Annotated in this window: 14 protein-coding genes; 2 read left to right on the top strand and 12 right to left on the bottom strand. The window is 65.2% G+C overall.

Translation table 11 applies throughout. The features are described 5' to 3' along the window. Positions 1-24 precede the first annotated feature (24 nt). Entirely contained in the window at positions 25-954 is a 930-nt protein-coding gene (locus FOC67_RS28790) for an oxidoreductase (RefSeq protein WP_003095820.1), read from the bottom strand. 111 nt (positions 955-1,065) lie between these two features. Here FOC67_RS28790 and FOC67_RS28785 point away from each other — a divergent pair, with 111 nt between their 5' ends. Continuing rightward, positions 1,066-2,139 carry an AraC family transcriptional regulator gene (locus tag FOC67_RS28785; protein ID WP_003095821.1) on the top strand — a complete coding sequence of 358 codons (1,074 nt, stop codon included), beginning with the start codon at positions 1,066-1,068 and terminating at the stop codon, positions 2,137-2,139. A gap of 73 nt (positions 2,140-2,212) precedes the next feature. Further along, complete coding sequence (locus FOC67_RS28780) at positions 2,213-3,193, top strand: hypothetical protein (protein ID WP_003110184.1); 981 nt, start codon at positions 2,213-2,215, stop codon at positions 3,191-3,193. A 120-nt stretch (positions 3,194-3,313) separates the two neighbouring features. Here the strand turns inward: FOC67_RS28780 and hemE are convergent, their stop codons facing one another. From hemE to pilM, 11 genes are all read right to left on the bottom strand, one after another. Beyond that, on the bottom strand, positions 3,314-4,381 hold the full coding sequence (hemE, locus tag FOC67_RS28775) for a uroporphyrinogen decarboxylase (RefSeq protein WP_009314392.1): 1,068 nt from the start codon (positions 4,379-4,381) through the stop codon (positions 3,314-3,316). 176 nt (positions 4,382-4,557) lie between these two features. Beyond that, positions 4,558-5,991 carry an FAD-dependent oxidoreductase gene (locus tag FOC67_RS28770; RefSeq protein ID WP_003095829.1) on the bottom strand — a complete coding sequence of 478 codons (1,434 nt, stop codon included), beginning with the start codon at positions 5,989-5,991 and terminating at the stop codon, positions 4,558-4,560. Positions 5,992-6,019: 28 nt separating this feature from the next. Continuing rightward, complete coding sequence (gene gltB / locus FOC67_RS28765) at positions 6,020-10,465, bottom strand: glutamate synthase large subunit (protein WP_003141775.1); 4,446 nt, start codon at positions 10,463-10,465, stop codon at positions 6,020-6,022. Positions 10,466-10,689: 224 nt separating this feature from the next. Next, positions 10,690-12,345, bottom strand: a complete 1,656-nt coding sequence (locus tag FOC67_RS28760; protein ID WP_003141778.1) for an AAA family ATPase — start codon at positions 12,343-12,345, stop codon at positions 10,690-10,692. A gap of 6 nt (positions 12,346-12,351) precedes the next feature. Next, complete coding sequence (gene aroB, locus FOC67_RS28755) at positions 12,352-13,458, bottom strand: 3-dehydroquinate synthase (RefSeq protein WP_009314395.1); 1,107 nt, start codon at positions 13,456-13,458, stop codon at positions 12,352-12,354. Positions 13,459-13,507: 49 nt separating this feature from the next. Beyond that, a complete protein-coding gene (gene aroK, locus FOC67_RS28750) occupies positions 13,508-14,026 on the bottom strand; it encodes a shikimate kinase AroK (RefSeq protein ID WP_003095833.1) in 519 nt (172 codons plus the stop codon). 11 nt (positions 14,027-14,037) lie between these two features. After that, entirely contained in the window at positions 14,038-16,182 is a 2,145-nt protein-coding gene (pilQ, locus tag FOC67_RS28745; RefSeq protein ID WP_003114575.1) for a type 4a pilus secretin PilQ, read from the bottom strand. Positions 16,183-16,235: 53 nt separating this feature from the next. Next, positions 16,236-16,760 carry a type 4a pilus biogenesis lipoprotein PilP gene (pilP, locus tag FOC67_RS28740; protein WP_003095836.1) on the bottom strand — a complete coding sequence of 175 codons (525 nt, stop codon included), beginning with the start codon at positions 16,758-16,760 and terminating at the stop codon, positions 16,236-16,238. Beyond that, a complete protein-coding gene (gene pilO, locus FOC67_RS28735; RefSeq protein ID WP_003103268.1) occupies positions 16,757-17,380 on the bottom strand; it encodes a type 4a pilus biogenesis protein PilO in 624 nt (207 codons plus the stop codon). The genes pilP and pilO overlap by 4 nt, the downstream gene beginning before the upstream one ends. Further along, positions 17,377-17,973: a type 4a pilus biogenesis protein PilN gene (gene pilN / locus FOC67_RS28730; protein WP_003095839.1), complete on the bottom strand. Its 597-nt coding sequence runs from the start codon at positions 17,971-17,973 to the stop codon at positions 17,377-17,379. Before pilN ends, pilO begins: the two co-directional genes overlap by 4 nt. Further along, positions 17,973-19,037, bottom strand: coding sequence for a type IV pilus assembly protein PilM (gene pilM / locus FOC67_RS28725; RefSeq protein WP_003110888.1), 1,065 nt, complete (start codon positions 19,035-19,037; stop codon positions 17,973-17,975). Before pilM ends, pilN begins: the two co-directional genes overlap by 1 nt. Positions 19,038-19,179 lie beyond the last annotated feature (142 nt).

Raw genomic sequence — 19,179 nt, 5'->3', positions numbered from 1 at the left:
CGAGGCGCCGGTCTCCCGGCGCCTTCACTCCGACCAGAAGCGTACTCCGGTCAGTTCTTCCGATAGCGCCCACAGCCGCGCGGCCAGCCCCAGGTCGCGCGCATTCCGCGGAATCCGCGCCGCTGCCGGATAACCGCGGGTTTCCAGCCAGCGATCCGGGCCGACATAGGCGCCGCCATACCAGCGCTGTTCGGTCAGCGCGGAAAGTGCCGGCAACGCCCCCATCTCCGCCGATTGCGCGAACGCTCCGTTGGCCACCTTCATCGCCCAGCGTCCCAGGCGCGAACCGGACATCGCCGGTGCCGCGTACTGCAGGTTGGTCGCCGCGTAGCCCGGATGCGCCGCCAGGCTCTGCAGAAGCACGCCCCGCTGGCCGGCGCGGCGCTGCAACTCCAGGCTGAACAGCAGATTGGCCTGCTTGCTGTGGCAATAGGCGAGATAGCGGTTGTAGCCGCGCTCGGCGTTGAGGTCGTCGAGCGGCAGCCGGCCGAACTGGTTGAAACCGCTGGTCATACCCACCACCCTGGGCCGTGGAGCGGCCAGCAACGAGTCCAGCAGCAGTCCCGTAAGCGCGAAGTGGCCAAGGTGATTGGTGCCCATCTGCATCTCGAAACCGTCGCGGGTACGCCGCAGGGGCAGGAACATCACTCCGGCGTTGTTGAACAAGAGATCGAGGCGTTCGTGGCGCTGGCGGAAACCGGCGGCGCAGGCGCGGATCGAGGCGAGGTCGGCCAGGTCGAGATCGGCCAGCTCCAGGCGTGCCTGGGGATACTCGTCGAGGATCGCCCGCCGCGCCCGCTCCGCCTGTTCGCGATTGCGGCAGGCCATCACCACGGTTGCCCCTTTGCCGGCCAGCGTGCGCGCCGCCTGCCAACCCAGGCCGCTGTTGGCGCCGGTGACCAGCGCCAGGCGCCCGGCCAGTTGCGGAATGTTGCGTCGTGCCCAGGGATGCATCGCTCGTTCTCCGCTTGACTGCGTTGCCGGGCAGTATCGCGGCGCCAGCCAATGCAGCGGCAGACGCGCTCACGCCAGACTACCGATCATTTCGGGCCAGGACACGCCAGCATGAGCCGCCGCACGGACTCCGACGCACCGACCATCACCGCCGCCTACCCGCGCCTGCTGCTCGGCCTGCTGGAGGAACGCGGCCTGGACGGACGCGCGCTGCTACGGGAAATCGGTCTGTCGACGCTGCGACTGGAAGAGCCGGAAGCACGCGTCACATCGCAGCAGTACCAGGCGATCGCCGCCGCGGCGCTCGCGCTGAGCGGCGACCCCGGTCTCGGCGCACAGCTCGCCTTGCGCACGCCTCCCACCGCCCATGGCAGCCTGGGCTACGCGATGATGGCCTCGGCGACGCTCGGCGATGCCTTGTGCCTGGCGCTGCGCTACATGCCGCTGCTGCAGGGCAACGTCGAAATCAGCCTGCTGCGCGAGGACGAGCAGGTGATCCTGCGCCTGCTGCCAGGCCCCGCGCTCCCGCCGGCACTGCACCGGTACTTCAGCGAAGCCCTGCTGATCGGCCTGTATCGCTCCGGCGCCTGGCTGCTCGGCGAACCGGCCCTGGTCGGCAGGCTCGACTTCGACTATCCCGAACCCGCCGTGCCTGTGCCGCTGCCGCAGTGCCGCTACGACCAGGCCCACGTCCAGCTGGTGTTCCCCGCCATCCTGCTCGCCCGCTCGCTACCGATGGCCGATCCGGCTGCATTGCGCCGCGCCCGCGAACACTGCGAACGCGAACTGGCGCTGCTCGATGCCGGCCGCCGGGACATCTGCGCCCGCGTGCGGCTGGAGCTGGAACGGCAGGAACAGCGTTTCCCCAACCTGGAGGAAGTAGCCACGCGCCTGCACCTGTCCAGCCGCAGCCTCAAGCGGCATCTGCATGACGCCGGCACCAGCTTTCGCCAGTTGCTCGGCCAGGCTCGCCAGCGCCAGGCCTTGCGATTGCTGCGGCGTCCCGAGGTGTCGTTGCAGCGTATCGCCCTGTACCTGGGCTACAGCGATCCAACCAACTTCACCCGCGCCTTCAAGCGCTGGACCGGCGAGCCGCCGAGCGACACCCGCGCCCGCCTGCTGGGCGGGCAACCAGTTTCACGAACAAATGCCAAGCGCTCGACAAATCCCTCGCGTTTCCCTTGAGCGCGGCAAGCGCTGTCCTATGCTGCTGCGGCCGGCATCCGGCCGGCCTCGACAGCGATATGAAAGGGACTTTATGAAACCAGCGATCAAGCGCGCCTGCCTGCTCGGCACGGCACTGTTCTCCCTCTGCGCCAGCGCAGCCCAGGCGGCCGGCGTTCTGGTAGGAACCTGGGACCTGCGGGGCAACGGCCAGCTCGCCGCGGTCTACCGCGACGGCGCCAACCTGCAGGTGGTGGAAGGCGGCAGCACCCGCAACTACAGCTTCGGCAACGTGGTCTGGTCGGTCTTCGGCGCCACCGATACCGACGGCCAGCCCGGCGCGGAAATCCTGGTCAAGGCCGGTCCCGACCTGGTGATCGTCTCCCACGCCAGCACCACCCAGCGCAAGTACCCGGTAGGCAACGTCTCCTGGGCGATCATGCGTGCCACCGACGTCGACAACGTCGCCGGCGACGAAGTCATCCTCAGCATCGGCAACGGCGTGCGCACCGTATTCGATCGCACCCGTACGCAACGCGACGCCACCTTCAGCTACAACGGCACCTGGGGCCTGTTCGACGTCGCCGACGTGGACGGCGCGCCGGGCAAGGAACTGGTGCTGAACATGGGCAACGGCGTCAAGGTCATCGACCCGCGCACCAGTGGCGCCAAGGACTTCACCTTCAGCGGCTACCACGCGCTCGCACAGATCGCCGACCTCGACGGCCAGCCCGGCGCGGAGATCATCGGCCGCACCAGCACCGGCATCTACGTGATCAGCAACGCCACTTCCCGCAAGGAATACAGCATCGGCGCCAGCGCCTGGGCACTCTATGGCGGCACCGCGGACACCGACGGCAAGCCGGGCAACGAGCTGATCGTGGTGATGCAGGGCAAGGTGCGGGTCATCCACCACGCCAGCGGCGCCAGCAGCGACTACCGCATCGGCGACGTCAACTACAGCATCGATTCGGTGGCCGACATGGATGGCCAGCCGGGCGCGGAAATCCTCGTGCGCGACGCCAACGGCAAGCTGTTCGTGATCAACGACCGCACCGGCAAGGTAAGCAGTTGAGCCGGGCGGGTTGCGTAGGGCGGGTACGCCACCGGCGCGACCCCGCCAAGCAACGCGCCGGAGGGCCGTCGGCCCGTGCATGAAAAAGGGGAGCCTCGGCTCCCCTTCTTTCGTTCCGGCTCAGCCGTGGTACTGCGCCGACAGCTCGTGCACCGCCTCGAAGAAGGCGCCGGCATGGGCCGGGTCGACTTCCGGGGTGATGCCGTGGCCGAGATTGAACACATGCCCCGTACCCTTGCCGTAGGCCGCCAGGATCCGCGCGACTTCGGCGCGGATCGCCGCCGGATTGGCGTAGAGCACCGAGGGATCCATGTTGCCTTGCAGGGCTACGCGCTCACCGACACGGGCCCGGGCGCTGCCGATGTCGCAGGTCCAGTCCAGGCCCAGCGCCTCGGCGCCGACCTCGGCCATCGACTCCAGCCACAGGCCGCCTCCCTTGGTGAAGAGGATCACCGGCACCCGGCGTCCGTCGTGCTCACGGATCAATCCATCGACGATCTTGCGCATGTAGGCCAGGGAGAACTCCTGGTAGGCCGCCGCCGACAGGCTGCCGCCCCATGAGTCGAAGATCTGCACCGCCTGGGCGCCGGCGCGAATCTGCCCGTTGAGGTAGCTGGTCACCGATTGCGCCAGCTTCTCCAGCAGAGCGTGCATGGCCTTGGGGTTGTCGTAGAGCATCGCCTTGGACTTGCGGAAGTCCTTGCTCGAGCCGCCCTCGACCATGTAGGTGGCGAGGGTCCAGGGGCTGCCGGAGAAGCCGATCAGCGGTACGCGGCCGTTCAGCTCGCGGCGGATGGTGCGCACGGCGTCCATCACATAGCCCAGGTCCTGTTCCGGGTCGGGAACCGGCAGCGCCTCGATGTCGGCCAGCGACGAGACCACCTTGCGGAAGCGCGGGCCTTCTCCGGTCTCGAAGTACAGGCCCTGGCCCATGGCATCGGGAATGGTCAGGATATCGGAGAAGAGGATCGCGGCGTCCAGCTGCGGGTAACGGTCCAGCGGCTGCAGGGTCACTTCGCAGGCCAGCTCGGGGTTCATGCACAGGCTCATGAAATCGCCGGCCTTGGCACGGGTGGCACGGTATTCCGGCAGGTAACGACCGGCCTGGCGCATCATCCAGACGGGGGTGACATCGACGGGCTGCTTGAGCAGGGCGCGGAGGAAGCGGTCGTTCTTCAGGGCAGTCATAACGGCATCCGATCAAAGGCTGCTGGCTTCACGCGGGCGCGTGCGGAAGGGGGTTATCCACAGGCCGGCGGGCGAAAAGGGCCGCTATTGTCGCAAAGCACAAAACAAAAGGCACGGCGGGGGCCGTGCCTTTTGTCTATCGCGGTGATTTGTCGCAGCGCCGGTGGCGCCGCGGGTCAGACGCCAAGGTAGTCGAGGATGCCTTCGGCCGCGGTACGTCCTTCGAAGATCGCCGTCACCACCAGGTCGGAACCACGGACCATGTCGCCGCCGGCGAAGATCTTCGGGTTGCTGGTCTGGTGCTTGAACTGCGCCTGCGCCGGAGCCACCACGCGGCCCTGGCTGTCGGTGGCGATCTCGAAGCGCTCGAACCACGGCGCCGGACTCGGCCGGAAGCCAAAGGCGATCAGCACGGCTTCCGCCGGGATGATCTCCTCGGAACCGGGGATCGGTTCGGGGCTGCGGCGTCCGCGGGCGTCCGGCTCGCCGAGACGGGTCTCGACCACCTTCACGCCTTCCACCCGGTCCTCGCCGACGATGGCGATGGGCTGGCGGTTGAAGAGGAACTTCACGCCCTCCTCCTTGGCGTTCTTCACTTCCTTGCGCGAGCCCGGCATGTTTTCTTCGTCACGGCGATAGGCACAGGTCACCGACTTGGCGCCCTGGCGGATCGAAGTGCGGTTGCAGTCCATCGCGGTGTCGCCGCCGCCCAGGACCACCACGCGCTTGCCCTTCATGTCGACGAAGTCCTCGGCCGACTTCTCGAAGCCGAGGTTGCGGTTCACGTTGGCGATCAGGAAGTCCAGGGCGTCGTGTACGCCCGGCAGGTCCTCGCCGGGGAAACCGCCCTTCATGTAGGTGTAGGTGCCCATCCCCATGAACACGGCATCGTACTCATCGAGCAACTGCTCCATGGTCACGTCCTTGCCGATCTCGGTGTTCAGGCGGAACTCGATGCCCATGCCGGTGAACACCTCGCGGCGACGGCTGAGGACGTGCTTCTCCAGCTTGAACTCGGGAATGCCGAAGGTCAGCAGGCCGCCGATCTCCGGGTTGCGGTCGAACACCACCGGGGTCACGCCGTTGCGCACCAGCACGTCGGCGCAGCCGAGGCCGGCCGGGCCGGCACCGATCACCGCGACGCGCCTGCCGGTCGGCTTGACCTTGGACAGGTCCGGGCGCCAGCCCATGGCGAAGGCCGTATCGGTGATGTATTTCTCCACCGAGCCGATGGTCACCGCGCCAAAGCCGTCGTTGAGGGTACAGGCACCCTCGCAGAGGCGGTCCTGCGGGCAGACCCGGCCGCAGACTTCCGGCAGGGTGTTGGTCTGGTGCGACAGTTCGGCGGCGGCCAGGATGTTGCCTTCGGAAACCAGCTTCAGCCAGTTCGGGATGAAGTTGTGCACCGGGCACTTCCACTCGCAGTAGGGGTTGCCGCAGCCCAGGCAGCGGTGGGCCTGGTCGGCGGCCTGCTGCGGCTTGAACAGGTCGTGGATCTCCACGAACTCGCGCTTGCGCTGGCGCAGCAGCTTCTTCTTCGGGTCCTTGCGCCCGACTTCGATGAACTGGAAGTCGTTGTTCAGGCGGTCGGAATTCAGACGTTCAGACATATCGAAACCTCATCACAACTTCGGGCGCTTATTGCGGGTTGGCACGGGTGCTGGTCAGCAGCGAACCGAGGCTGGCCGCCTTCGGTTTCACCAGCCAGAACCGTCGCAGGTAGTCATCCAGGTTTTCCAGGATGTTCGCGCCCCACTCGCTTGCCGTTTCGTTCACGTACTCGACCAGGACCTTGCGCAGGTGGCTGCGATAGGCCTCCATCGCCTCGCCGCTGATCCGCTGGATTTCCACCAGCTCGTGGTTCACGCGGTCGACGAAAGTGTTGTCCATGTCGAGGACGTAGGCGAAGCCCCCGGTCATGCCGGAGCCGAAGTTGTAGCCGGTCTTGCCCAGCACGCAGACGAAACCGCCGGTCATGTATTCGCAGCAGTGGTCGCCGGTACCTTCCACCACCGCATGGGAACCGGAGTTGCGCACGGCGAAGCGCTCGCCGGCGGTTCCGGCGGCGAACAGCTTGCCGCCGGTGGCGCCGTACAGGCAGGTGTTGCCGACGATGGCCGATTCCTGGGTCTTGAACGGACTGCCCTTGGGCGGGGTGATGACCAGCTTGCCGCCGGTCATGCCCTTGCCTACGTAGTCGTTGGCGTCGCCTTCCAGGTACAGGTGCAGGCCACCGGCGTTCCACACGCCGAAGCTCTGTCCCGCGGTGCCCTTGAAACGGAACACCACCGGTGCCTTGGCCATGCCCTGGTTGCCGTGCAGGCGGGCGATCTCGCCGGATACCCGCGCGCCGATGGATCGGTCGCAGTTGCAGATGTCCAGCTCGTACTCGCCGCCGCTCAGGCCTTCGATGGCGGCCTTCGACAGCTCGACCATCTTCTCGGCCAGCAGGCCCTGGTCGAACGGCGGGTTTTTCTCCACCTCGCAGAACTGCGGCTTGTCGGCCGGGATCAGGTCACTGCCCAGCAACGGAGCGAGATCCAGGTTCTGCTGCTTGGCGGTCTCGCCGGGGAGGATCTCCAGCAGGTCGGTGCGGCCGATCAGTTCGCCCAGGCTGCGCACGCCGAGGCGCGCCAGCCACTCGCGGGTTTCCGTGGCGATGAAGGTGAAGAAGTTGATCACCATCGCGGTGGTGCCGATGAAGTGGTCCTTGCGCAGCTTGTCGTTCTGCGTCGCCACGCCGGTGGCGCAGTTGTTCAGGTGGCAGATGCGCAGGTACTTGCAGCCCAGGGCGATCATCGGTGCGGTGCCGAAGCCGAAGCTCTCGGCGCCGAGGATGGCCGCCTTGATCACGTCCAGGCCGGTCTTCAGGCCGCCATCGGTCTGCACCCGGACCTTGCCGCGCAGGTCGTTGCCGCGCAGGGTCTGGTGGGTTTCCGCCAGGCCCAGTTCCCAGGGCGAGCCGGCGTACTTGATCGAGGTGATCGGCGAGGCGCCGGTACCGCCGTCGTAGCCGGAGATGGTGATCAAGTCCGCATAGGCCTTGGCCACGCCGGCGGCGATGGTGCCGACGCCAGGCTCGGATACCAGCTTCACCGATACCAGCGCCTGCGGGTTGACCTGCTTGAGGTCGAAGATCAGCTGCGCCAGGTCTTCGATGGAGTAGATGTCGTGGTGCGGCGGCGGCGAGATCAGGGTCACGCCGGGCACCGCATAGCGCAGGCGGGCGATCAGGCCGTTGACCTTGCCGCCCGGCAACTGGCCGCCCTCGCCGGGCTTGGCGCCCTGGGCCACCTTGATCTGCAGGACCTCGGCGTTGACCAGGTATTCCGGGGTCACGCCGAAGCGGCCGGTAGCCACCTGCTTGATCTTCGAACTCTTCAGCGTGCCGTAGCGCGCCGGGTCCTCGCCGCCCTCGCCGGAGTTGGAACGACCGCCCAGGGTGTTCATCGCCTCGGCCAGCGCCTCGTGGGCCTCCGGCGACAGCGCGCCGAGGGAAATCCCGGCGGCATCGAAGCGCTTGAAGATGGCTTCCAGCGGCTCCACCTCGTCGAGCGCCAGCGGCTGCGCGGCGGTCTTCACCTGCAACAGGTCGCGGATCATCGACACCGGGCGCTGGTCCACCAGCGCGGTGTATTCCTTGAACTTCTCGTAGTCGCCCTGCTGCACGGCAGCCTGCAGGGTATTCACCACATCCGGGTTGTAGGCGTGGTATTCGCCGCCATAGACGAACTTCAGCAAGCCGCCCTGCTGGATCGGCTTGCGGTTGCTCCAGGCCTCGGCGGCCAGGAGCTTCTGCTCGTTCTCGATATCGACGAAGCGCGCACCCTGGATGCGGCTGGCGACTCCGGTGAAGCACAGGCCGGTAACCTCGTCGGACAGGCCCACCGCCTCGAACAGCTGCGCGCCACGGTAGGACGCGACGGTGGAGATGCCCATCTTCGAGAGAATCTTCATCAGGCCCTTGGAGATCCCCTTGCGGTAGTACTTGAACACCTCGTAGAGGTCGCCCAGCACTTCACCGGTGCGGATCAGGTCGGCCAGCACCTCGTAGGCGAGGAACGGATAGACCGCCGAGGCGCCGAAGCCGATCAGCACCGCGAAATGGTGCGGATCGCGGGCGGTGGCGGTCTCCACCAGGATGTTGGAGTCGCAGCGCAGCCCGGTCTGCACCAGGCGGTGATGCACCGCGCCGACGGCCAGGGCAGCATGCACCGGCAGTTTGCCGGGAGCGATATGGCGGTCGCTGAGGATCAGCAGCACCTTGCCGCCGCGCACGGCTTCCTCGGCCTGGTCGGCGATGTTGCGCACCGCGGCCTCCAGGCCCATCGACTCGTCGTAGTTGAGGTCGATGAAGTGGCGGTCGAAGCCCGGGCGGTCCAGGGTCATGATGGTCCGCCACTTCGCCGGCGAGATCACCGGAGTGGTGAGGATCGCCTGGTTGGCATGGTGCGGGGCTTCCTCGAAGATGTTCTGCTCGACGCCCAGGCAGGTTTCCAGGGACATCACGATGGCTTCGCGCAGCGGGTCGATCGGCGGGTTGGTGACCTGGGCGAATTGCTGGCGGAAGTAATCGTACGGAGAGCGGATGCGCCGGGAGAGGATCGCCATCGGCGTATCGTCGCCCATGGAGCCCACCGCTTCCTGGCCCTGCTCGCCGAGCGGACGCAGCACCTGGTCACGCTCCTCGAAGGTGACCTGGAACATCTTCATGAATTGCTTGAGCTGGTCGGCGTCGTAGCTGGCCACGCCATGGTCGTCGTCCAGGGTCGCCTGGATGCGCAGGGCATTCTGCCGCAGCCATTGCTTGTAGGGATGGCGCGACTTCAGGCGGTTGTCGATGTCGTCGCTGTGCAGGACCTGGCCGGTCTCGGTGTCCACCGCGAGGATCTGCCCCGGACCGACGCGACCCTTGGCGATGACGTCCTCGGGCTTGTAGTCCCAGACGCCGATCTCCGAGGCCAGGGTGATGTAGCCGTTCTTCGTGGTGACCCAGCGCGACGGGCGCAGGCCATTGCGGTCGAGCAGGCAGACGGCATAGCGACCGTCGGTCAGCACGACGCCGGCGGGGCCATCCCAGGGCTCCATGTGCAGCGAGTTGTACTCGTAGAACGCGCGCAGGTCGGCGTCCATGGTCTCGACGTTCTGCCAGGCCGGCGGGATGATCATGCGCAGGCCGCGGAACAGGTCCATGCCGCCGGTGACCATCAGTTCGAGCATGTTGTCCATGCTCGACGAGTCGGAGCCGACGCGGTTCACCAGCGGGCCTAGCTCTTCCAGGTCGGGGATCAGTTCGTTGGTGAACTTGGTCCGCCGCGCCTGGGCCCAGTTGCGGTTGCCGGTGATGGTGTTGATCTCGCCGTTGTGGGCGAGGAAGCGGAACGGCTGCGCCAGCGGCCATTTCGGCAGGGTGTTGGTGGAGAAGCGCTGGTGGAATACGCAGATCGCGGTCTGCAGGCGCTCGTCGCCAAGGTCCGGATAGAAGGCGGCCAGGTCGGCCGGCATCATCAGGCCCTTATAGATGATGGTCTTGTGCGAAAAGCTGCAGATGTAGTGGTCGCTGTCGGCGGCGTTGGCCACCGACGAGCGGCGCCGTGCGCTGAACAGCTTGATGGCGAAGTCCTGGTCGCTCAGGCCGGCGCCGCCGATGAACACCTGTTCGATCTGCGGCAGGCGCTCCAGCGCCAGGCGGCCGAGAACGCTGGTATCGATCGGCACCTTGCGCCAGCCGACCAGCTCCAGTCCGGCGGCGACGATCTCGCGATTCATGTTCTCGCGTGCCGCCTCGGCTTTCACCGGGTCCTGGTTGAAGAACACCATGCCCACCGCGTATTGCTCGGGCAGGTCGACAGAAAAGGCTTCCCTGGCGACGGCACGCAGGAACAGGTCGGGCTTCTGAATCAGCAGCCCGCAGCCGTCCCCGGTCTTGCCATCGGCATTGATCCCACCGCGGTGGGTCATGCAGGTCAGTGCTTCGATTGCGGTTTGCAGAAGTTGATGGCTCGGCTCGCCCTGCATATGGGCGATCAGGCCAAATCCGCAGTTATCCTTGAACGTTTCAGGATGGTACAGACCTGCTTTCATAAGGAACTCTCACCGGCAAAACTTTTTTAGTCATCTACTTCGCCTGTCACCCGCTCATGCGGCGAGTTTTCGACAGGCAAAGGGAGGCCATTGTACATAGGTGCACAAGGCCTCACAAATTTTGCGGCGAGAAAATGAAATTCAATGTCGCCAAAATGAAAGACGAAACCCGCCGGTCATGCTAACGACTAGCGAGTTTCGTCAAGAGGCGACGGCAGGTCGGATCAATGCGCCTGGCCGATCTCCTGCTGGATGCTGGCGAAGGTACGCGGCCACGGCTTGCCGGCCTGCACCTTGGACGGCAGTTTTTTCACTGCGGCCAGGGCGGCGGCACGATTCGGGAAGCTGCCATAGGTGACGACGTAGAACGGCTTGCCTTGCAGGGTTTTCTTGAAGTAGCGGAAATCGCCGCCGCCCTGCTGGCGAATGAACGCCTGGGCATTGGCTTCGGAGCCGGTACCGAGGATCTGCAGGGCGAAGTTACCACCAGACTGGTTGCGATACCACTGGCTTCCCGCACCGCCACCGCTGGCCGGCTTGGCGGCCGGAGCCGGGGCCGGCTTCGCCGCGGCGGTGGTGGCCGGCTTGCTCGCCGCCGGCTTGGCCGGAGCGGGGGCCGGGGCCGGCTTGCTGGCCGGGGCGCTGGCGACCGGCGCGGCCGGTGCCGGGGTCTGCGCCGGAGTCGGGGTCGCCGCAGGCGCGGTCGGTTCGGTCGGCGCCGGCGGCACCGGATGCATCGGCGTGACGCCGTTGTTGGCCAGCGGCGTCACCGGAGGAGCCGAGCTGGAAACGGTAGGCGGCACCGCGGCGGACGGCAGGCCGCCTTCGTCGTCGCCACCTTGCCCGGCGGCCTGGGCCAGCGGCTCGCGAATGACCGGCTGCGACTCGCCGACCAACGGTAGCGGCAACGGCTGGCTGGAGCCGTTGAACTCCACGGCCGGGCCGCTGCCCGGCTGCTGGGCCTGGGCCGGCGTAGCGCCATTCATGGACAATTCGGTAGAGGCGGTCTGCGGCGCCTCCGGCTTGCTCTTGCCTTGCATGAACCAGGCGGCGATCACGCCGATGGCCACGACCGCAAGAATCACCAGATGCTTCTTGGGCAAGTTGAAAGACCCTCCGGTTGCCTTGCGCGCTGCGCCACGATTGGCCAGCATCGCTTCGATCAGGGCATCGCGGGCGACCTGGTTGATCGCTCCCGGCCAGCCTTCCGACTGCTCGTGGATGTCCACCAGCAGGTCGTTGGAAATCAGCTCGATGCCCTGCCCGGCGCCCTCGAGACGCTGGGCCAGGTAGTCGCGGGTTTCCTCTTCGCTGTATGGCTGCAACTCGATGGCATGGAAGCGCTCCTCACCCTCGGAAAACACCTCCAGGCGCGGCAGCAACGACGGCTCACCGAACAGGAATACATGCAGGCGTCCCTCGTTGGTGCCGGAAGCCAGCAGCAACAGCACTTCCAGCGCGCTGTCCTGGAGCTGCTCGGCATCGTCCACCATCAGGTAGACGTCCTGCCCGGTGATCGCCAGCTGCGCCACCTTGGTCAGGATCGCCTCCAGGCTCGCCTGGTTGATGCTCAGGCCCTGCGCCACCTGGCGCAGCAACGAAGTCTCGTCGGCGGCGGTGCGCGCCGAGATCACCACGCTGAGGACCGCATCCTTGTTGGTGCTGGCCACCAGCGCCTGGCGCAGCAGGGTCTTGCCGCTACCCAGGGGCCCGGTGACCAGCAGCAGGAGCTGGCTGTAGCGGGCCAGATGGTGCAACTGGCCGAGCACCGGCTTGCGCTGCGCCGGGAAGAACTTGAAACCCGGAACGCGCGGCGCGAACGGGTCGTGACTGAATTGGTAGTGGCCCAGGAAGGCCTCATCGGCATGCAAGCTGGTCATGGGACCTCATTCATCTCCAAGCTGGTCGGCCAAGGCCCGATAGTCGGTGCGCAGGGTCGCGTCCAAGATCTCACGGGGAAAATCGCCGGTGACCACGGCATTCCCCAGTCCTTGCAGCAAAACCAGACGCAGGCGGCCATCGAGCACTTTCTTGTCGACGGCCATGTGTTCCATAAAATCTTCCGCCGTCATCTCGGCCGGCGGTACCACGGGCAGGCCAGCCCGGCGCAGCAGGCGGATACCGCGATCGCGCTCGGCGGCGCTCAGCCAACCCAACCGATGCGACATCTCGAGTGCCATCACGGTTCCCGCCCCTACCGCTTCGCCGTGCAACCAGACGCCGTAACCTTGCTGGGTCTCGATCGCGTGACCGAAGGTATGGCCGAGATTCAGCGTGGCACGCACGCCCGACTCGCGCTCGTCGGCGCCCACCACGCGGGCCTTCGCCGCGCAAGAGCGCTCGATGGCCTCGGTGACAACGGTCGGCTCCAGTGCCAGCAAGGCATCCATGTGCGCTTCCAGCCAGGTGATGAACGGTTCGTCGCAAATGAAACCGTACTTGATCACCTCCGCCAGCCCGGCGGACAGCTCGCGGGACGGCAGCGTCTTCAGCGACGCGGTGTCGATGACCACCGCCTGGGGCTGGTAGAACGCACCGATCATGTTCTTGCCCAACGGATGGTTGATCCCGGTCTTGCCGCCCACCGAGGAGTCGACCTGGGACAACAGGGTGGTCGGCACCTGGATGAAGTTGACCCCACGCTGGTAGCAGGCCGCGGCGAAACCGGCCATGTCACCGATGACGCCGCCGCCCAGGGCGATCAGGGTAGTCTTGCGGTCATGCCGCTCCTTCAGCAGGGCATCGAAGATCAGTTGCAGGGTTTCCCACTGCTTGTAGGCCTCGCCGTCGGGCAGCACCACAGAGGTGACCTCGTGGCCTTGCAGTGCCTTGAGCAGGGTTTCCAGATAGAGAGGAGCGACCGTTTCGTTGCTGATCACCGCGACCCGGCGACCGACGATATGCGGCGCGAACCAGCGGGCGTCGCCCAGCAGGTTTTCACCGATGTAAATGGGATAGCTACGCTCGCCTAGATCGACGTGAAGTGTGCGCATGAGGCCCCCAGACAGGAAAGGGCAATAGGATAACGCAATTCGCCGCGCCTCAGCGGGGCGGCAACTTGCGCAGGCGTTCGAGAATTTCCTGGACGACCAGGCGCGGCGGCCTTTCGTCGGTCTCCACCACCACATCGGCGATTTCGCGGTAGAGCGGGTCGCGCAGCGCCATCAGGTCGCGGAGGATCTGTCCCGGGTTGGGCTTCTGCAACAAGGGGCGGTTGCGGTCCCGCGCCGTGCGAGCGATCTGGTGCTCGACCGAGGCATGCAGGTACACAACCCGGCCACCGGCGCGCAGCACCTGGCGGTTACCGTCGCGCATCACCGCCCCGCCGCCGGTGGCGATCACCATGCCGTCGGCGGCGCAGAGTTCGGTGAGCATGGCCTGCTCACGCTCGCGGAAACCGACCTCGCCCTCGACATCGAAGATCCATGGGATATTCGCGCCGCACCGCTGTTCGATCTCCTTGTCGGAGTCCTTGAACGCGAGATGCAGCTCCTTGGCGAGCAGGCGCCCGATGGTGCTCTTTCCAGCACCCATCGGGCCGACGAGGATCAGGTTGACCACGTTGTTCGATATCAGCGACCGATTGCGATGGCCTGATTATTCATGATCCGCGGTGTCAGGAAAACCAGAAGTTCGTTTTTCCGGTCGGTGACGGTATCACGCCGGAACAGCCGCCCCAGGTAAGGCAGTTCGCCGAGGAACGGCACCTTCTCCACCGACTTGCTCTGCTCGTTACTGAACACGCCGCCGATGACGATGGTCTCGCCGTCGTTGACCAGGATCTTGGCGTTGACCTCGTTCTTGTTGATAGGAGGTACGCCGTTCAACATATTCTGGTAATCCGGCGCGTCCTTGGTCACCTTCACTTCGACGATGATCCGGTTGTCCGGGGTGATCTGCGGGGTCACCTCGAGGGACAGCGCGGCTTCCTTGAACGAGGTGCTGGTAGCGCCGCTGGAACTGGCCTCCTGGTAGGGGACTTCCGAGCCCTTGAGGATCTTCGCGGTTTCCTTGTCCGAGGTCACGACCTTGGGTTGGGAGACGATCTCGCCGTTGCCGGTCTTTTCCATCGCCGACAGTTGCAGGTCGAGGATGATGTTGTCGGTGATGAAGCCGATGCCGATCCCGGAGGTAGCATCCTTGGCACCGAGGTCGACGAACGGCGACGGCGACTTGCTGGTACCCGTGGTCGGGAAGGTACAGCTACCGGCGATCGGGCCGCAGTTCATGCCGTCCTCGTCCTTGATCCCGATATTGCCGTCCTTGCCGTAGCCGCTCCAGTTGCCCTTGTGATAAGCGCCGCCCCAGCGCACACCGAGACTCTTGTCGTAACCGACGTTGGCCTCGACGATGCGTGCCTCGATCATCACCTGGCGCACCGGAATATCCAGCTGCGAAACGATCCGCCGCAGTTCGTCCAGTCGCTCCTGGGGCTGATAGGCGATGATGCTGTTGGTGCGGTCGTCGACGGTGATCGAGCCGCGCCCGCCTTCCTTGCCTTCCTGGCCACCATCGCTGGTCACCGACTGGAACAGCTTGGCGATGTCCGCGGCCTTGGCGTAGTTCACCTGGATCAGTTCCCGACGCAGTGGCGCCAACTCGGCGATCTGCTTCTGCGCTTCCAGCTCCTGGCGCTCACGGGCGGCGATCTCGTCGGCCGGGGCCACCAGGAGCACGTTGCCGAGCTTGCGCTTGTCCAGGCCCTTGGTCTTCAGCACCAGGTCCAGCGCCTGGTCCCACGGCACGTTCTGCAGGCGCAGGGTGATATTGCCCTGCACGGTATCCGAGGCCACCAGGTTCAGGTCGGTGAAGTCGGCGATCAGCTGCAGTACCGAACGCACGTCGATGTCCTGGAAGTTCAGCGACAGTTTCTCACCGGTATAGGCGAAATTGTCCTTCTTGCGCCGCTCGGCGTCTTCCGTGGTCATCGGCTTGATGCTGACGGTCAGGCGATTGTCGGTCTGGTAGACCAGATAGTCGTAGAGCCCGCTCGGTTCGATGGTGATGCTGGTACGGTCGGATTGCGCGCTGGCGTTGACGAACTGCACCGGCGTGGCGAAGTCCTTGACGTCCAGGCGAACCCGCAGCGCATCCGGCAGCTGGGTCTTGGCGAAGTCCAGGCGGATCTTGCCGCCCTGCTCCTGGATATCCGGGCTCAAGGTCGGGTCGGACAGGTCGATGACCACGTTGCCCTCGCCCTTTTCGCCACGCTGGAAATCGATGTTGCGAATGGCACGACCCGCCGGCACGTACGGCTTGGGCTTGATCGGCTGGGCATAGCTGGCCGGAGCCGGGCTTGCCTTGACCGGAGCGGCGGAAGCGACGCTGGCGCCGGCCGGCGAATTGCCGACCACCACGAAGAGGTTGTTGCCTTCCACCCGGGTGGTGTAGGACGACAGCGCGGTCAGGTTGATGATCAACCGTGTGCGATCCTTCGCCTCGACCACCGTGACGCTGCGCGTATTGCCCACGCTCAGCTCGCGATTCTTGGTGCCGAGCTTGTTCTGCACCCCCGGCAGATCGAGGGCGATTCGCGCCGGCTGCTCGATGGTATAGCCACGCGGCGCGGCGACGGGCTCGTCGAACTGCAGCTTTAGCTCGACCCGGTCGCCAGGCAGTGCCGCCACGTCGAGTTTCTCCAGGTCCGCGGCGAGCAATGCCGGCGCGAACATGGCGGCCAGCAAAGCGATCCCGAGGCGCGAGAGGCCACTGTTCATCGTCCGACTCCGTTGTACAGACTGCTGTTGGTTATGCATGTTTTTCCCCGCCCTCAGGAGCGTTCCTTGAGAGTCAGGCTGCGCGGACGCTCCAGCCAGTTCCCCTCTCCGTCAGGAACGATTTCGATCACGTCTATTTTTCCTTCGCTGATGCCGACGACCTTGCCGTCGTTGCGCCCCAGGTAGTCCCCGACCCTCACCCGGTGCACGCCACCCGCGCCCTTCACCAGGGCGAAGGTGCCCTGGGCGTTGGACAGGGTGCCGACCATCTCGAAGGTCTCGATGTTGAAGCCTTCCAGGAACTGCTTGACCCGCGTCTCGTCGGGCTTGATCACCTTGTTGCCCTTCTGCCGCACGGTCAGGTCGATCTTCACCGGCGGCTGGAACGGGCTGCGTAGCGACGCGGCGCTATAGGTGAAGGCCTCGTACGGCTGGAACTTCGGCAACGGCTCGATGGTGCCCTTGGGTCGGGCGCGAACCTCGTCCATGTAGGACTGCAGATCGGCGAAATCGGAACCGCCGCCGCATCCGGCCAGGCTGGCGAGCAGCAGGCTGCTCAGAATCAGGCGGGCTCTCATTTCTTCAGCCCCTTGTCGTTGTAGCGATAGGTCTTGGCCAGGATGCTCATGCGCAGCTTGGACGTGCTGCCGGGGGCGACCGGCTTGATCTCGAAGTCATGCAGGGTGACGATCCGCGGCAGGCTGGACACGCCGCTGACGAAGGTCGCCAGGTCGTGGTAGCCGCCGACCACGCTGATCTGGATCGGCAGCTCGATGTAGAACTGCTGGGCAACCTCGGGGAGCAGCTTGATTTCCTCGAACTCCAGGCCGCTGCCCAGGCCGGTACGAGTGATGTCCTCGAGCAGCCCGGGTACCTCGGTGTCGCTGGGCAACTGCCGCAGCAAGGCGCCGAAGGACTCTTCCATCTCCTTCATCTGTGCCTTGTAGGCTTCCAGGTTCGCGGCCTGGAAGGCCTTGGTGGAGAACTGCTGCTTGAGCGTCTCCTCTTCCGCGGCCTGCTGTTCGAGCTGAGCCTGCATGTCACTCAGATGGAAGTTGTAGCCCAGCGCCAGGACCGCCGCGGTCAGCAGCACGCAGACGATGACCTTGACCGCCGCCGGCCAGGAACCGATGTTGTTCAGGTCGAGATCGTTGATATCGATCTTGCGCAGACTTTCCAGGGAACTGGCCAGACTCATTTCTTGGCTCCTTGCGCAACCCCATGCTTCGCCTTGGCGTCTTCCTCGCCGGGCTGCGTCTGCTGCACGGTCAGTTGGAACACGTTGGCCTGGTCCACCGCGCCCTGGGTCACCGCCTTGACCTCGTTCAGGGTCGGGGCGGTCAGCCACTCGGACGCGTCCATGTTGCGCATGAGATTGGAAACGCGGTTGTTGGACTCGGCCGCGCCGGCGATGGCGATGTTCTTGCCGGTCATCTTCAGGTCGGTGAAATACACGCCGTCGGGCAAGGTCCGCACGAGCTGGTCGAACACCCGTCCGATGATGGGACGGTTGCCCTGCAGGTCCTGGATGATCTTCATCCGCTCGAGCAATTGCTGGCGCCGCGACTTCAGTTCGCTGATTTCCTTGATCCGGGCGTCGAGTACGACGATTTCCTTGCGCAGGAAGTCGTTGCGGGCGTTCTGGTTCTCGATGGCCGCGGTGAAGTACTGGTCGCCAAGGAATACCAGCGCCGCCGATGCCACCAGGACGCCGCCAAGAATCACCAGGAACTGCTGCTTGCGCTGCTCGCGCAGCTCTTCGCGCCAGGGTAGAAGGTTGATCCGTGCCATCAGTCGAAACTCCTCAACGCCAGGCCGCAGGCGATCATCAACGCCGGAGCGTCGCTGGCCAGGGCGCCGGCATTCACCTTGCCGTTCAGCGCCATGTCGGCGAACGGGTTGGCGACCAGGGTCGGGGTGCCGATCTTCTGCTGGATCAACCGATCGAGATCCTGGATAGACGCCGTACCGCCCGCCAGGACGATGTAGTCGACGTCGTTGAACTGTCCGGCGGCGAAGAAGAACTGCAGCGAGCGGGAAACCTGCTGCACCACGGCGTCCTTGAACGGACGCAGAACTTCGCTGTCGTAGTCATCCGGAAGACCGCCCTGCTTCTTGGCGAGACCGGCTTCCTCCACCGAGAGTCCGTAACGCCGCTGGATCTCCTCGGTGAGCTGGCGACCGCCGAACAGCTGTTCGCGGGTATAGATGGTGCGTCCGTTGTGCAGGACGCTCAGGGTGGTCATGGTCGCGCCGATGTCCACTACCGCCACGGTCAACTGGTCGGTGTCGGCACCCAGCTGGCTGCTCAGCAGCGCATAGGAGCGCTCCAGCGCGTAGGCCTCGACGTCGACCACCTTGGCGGTCAGGCCGGCCAGCGCCAGGGCCGCTTCGCGAACCTCGACGTTCTCTTTCCGACAGGCGGCCAGGAGTACGTCCACGCGCTCGGGATTGCGCGCGGAGAGTCCCTGGACCTCGAAGTCGATGGCGACTTCCTCCAGCGGATAGGGGATGTACTGGTCGGCCTCGATCTTCAGCTGGTTTTCCAGTTCATCCTCGGAAAGCCCGGCCTCCATCTCGATGGTCTTGGTGATCACCGCCGAACCGGCGACGGCGACCACGGCCGACTTCAGGTTGGTTTTCGCCTTGACCAGCACCCGTGACAACGCCTGGCCGACCCCTTCCAGCTCGACGATGTTCTTTTCCACGACTGCATTCGGCGGAAGCGGCTCGACGGCATAGGCCTCCACTTTGTAGCGGCCTCCGGAGCGGCTCAACTCAAGGAGCTTTACCGAGGTCGAGCTGATGTCGATCCCCAGCAAGGTGTTCGCTTTCTTCTTTATGAGCCCTAGCACGACCAATTCCCTATTAGCGTTCAATACTTACGAACGATTCTTCTTTTTTCACATTAGATACCAGAGCCGAAGGCCAGGCAAATGGCTAGGTCACAGAAAAATTGCTTATAATGTGAACAGCTTTTGCCTTTTTCCTGTCCTA

The sequence above is a fragment of the Pseudomonas sp. FDAARGOS_761 genome (assembly GCF_013343155.1).
GTDB classification, from domain to species: Bacteria; Pseudomonadota; Gammaproteobacteria; order Pseudomonadales; family Pseudomonadaceae; genus Pseudomonas; species Pseudomonas aeruginosa.
Note: the sequence above shows the minus strand (reverse complement) of the source record. Positions and strands in the feature narration are given on the sequence as shown.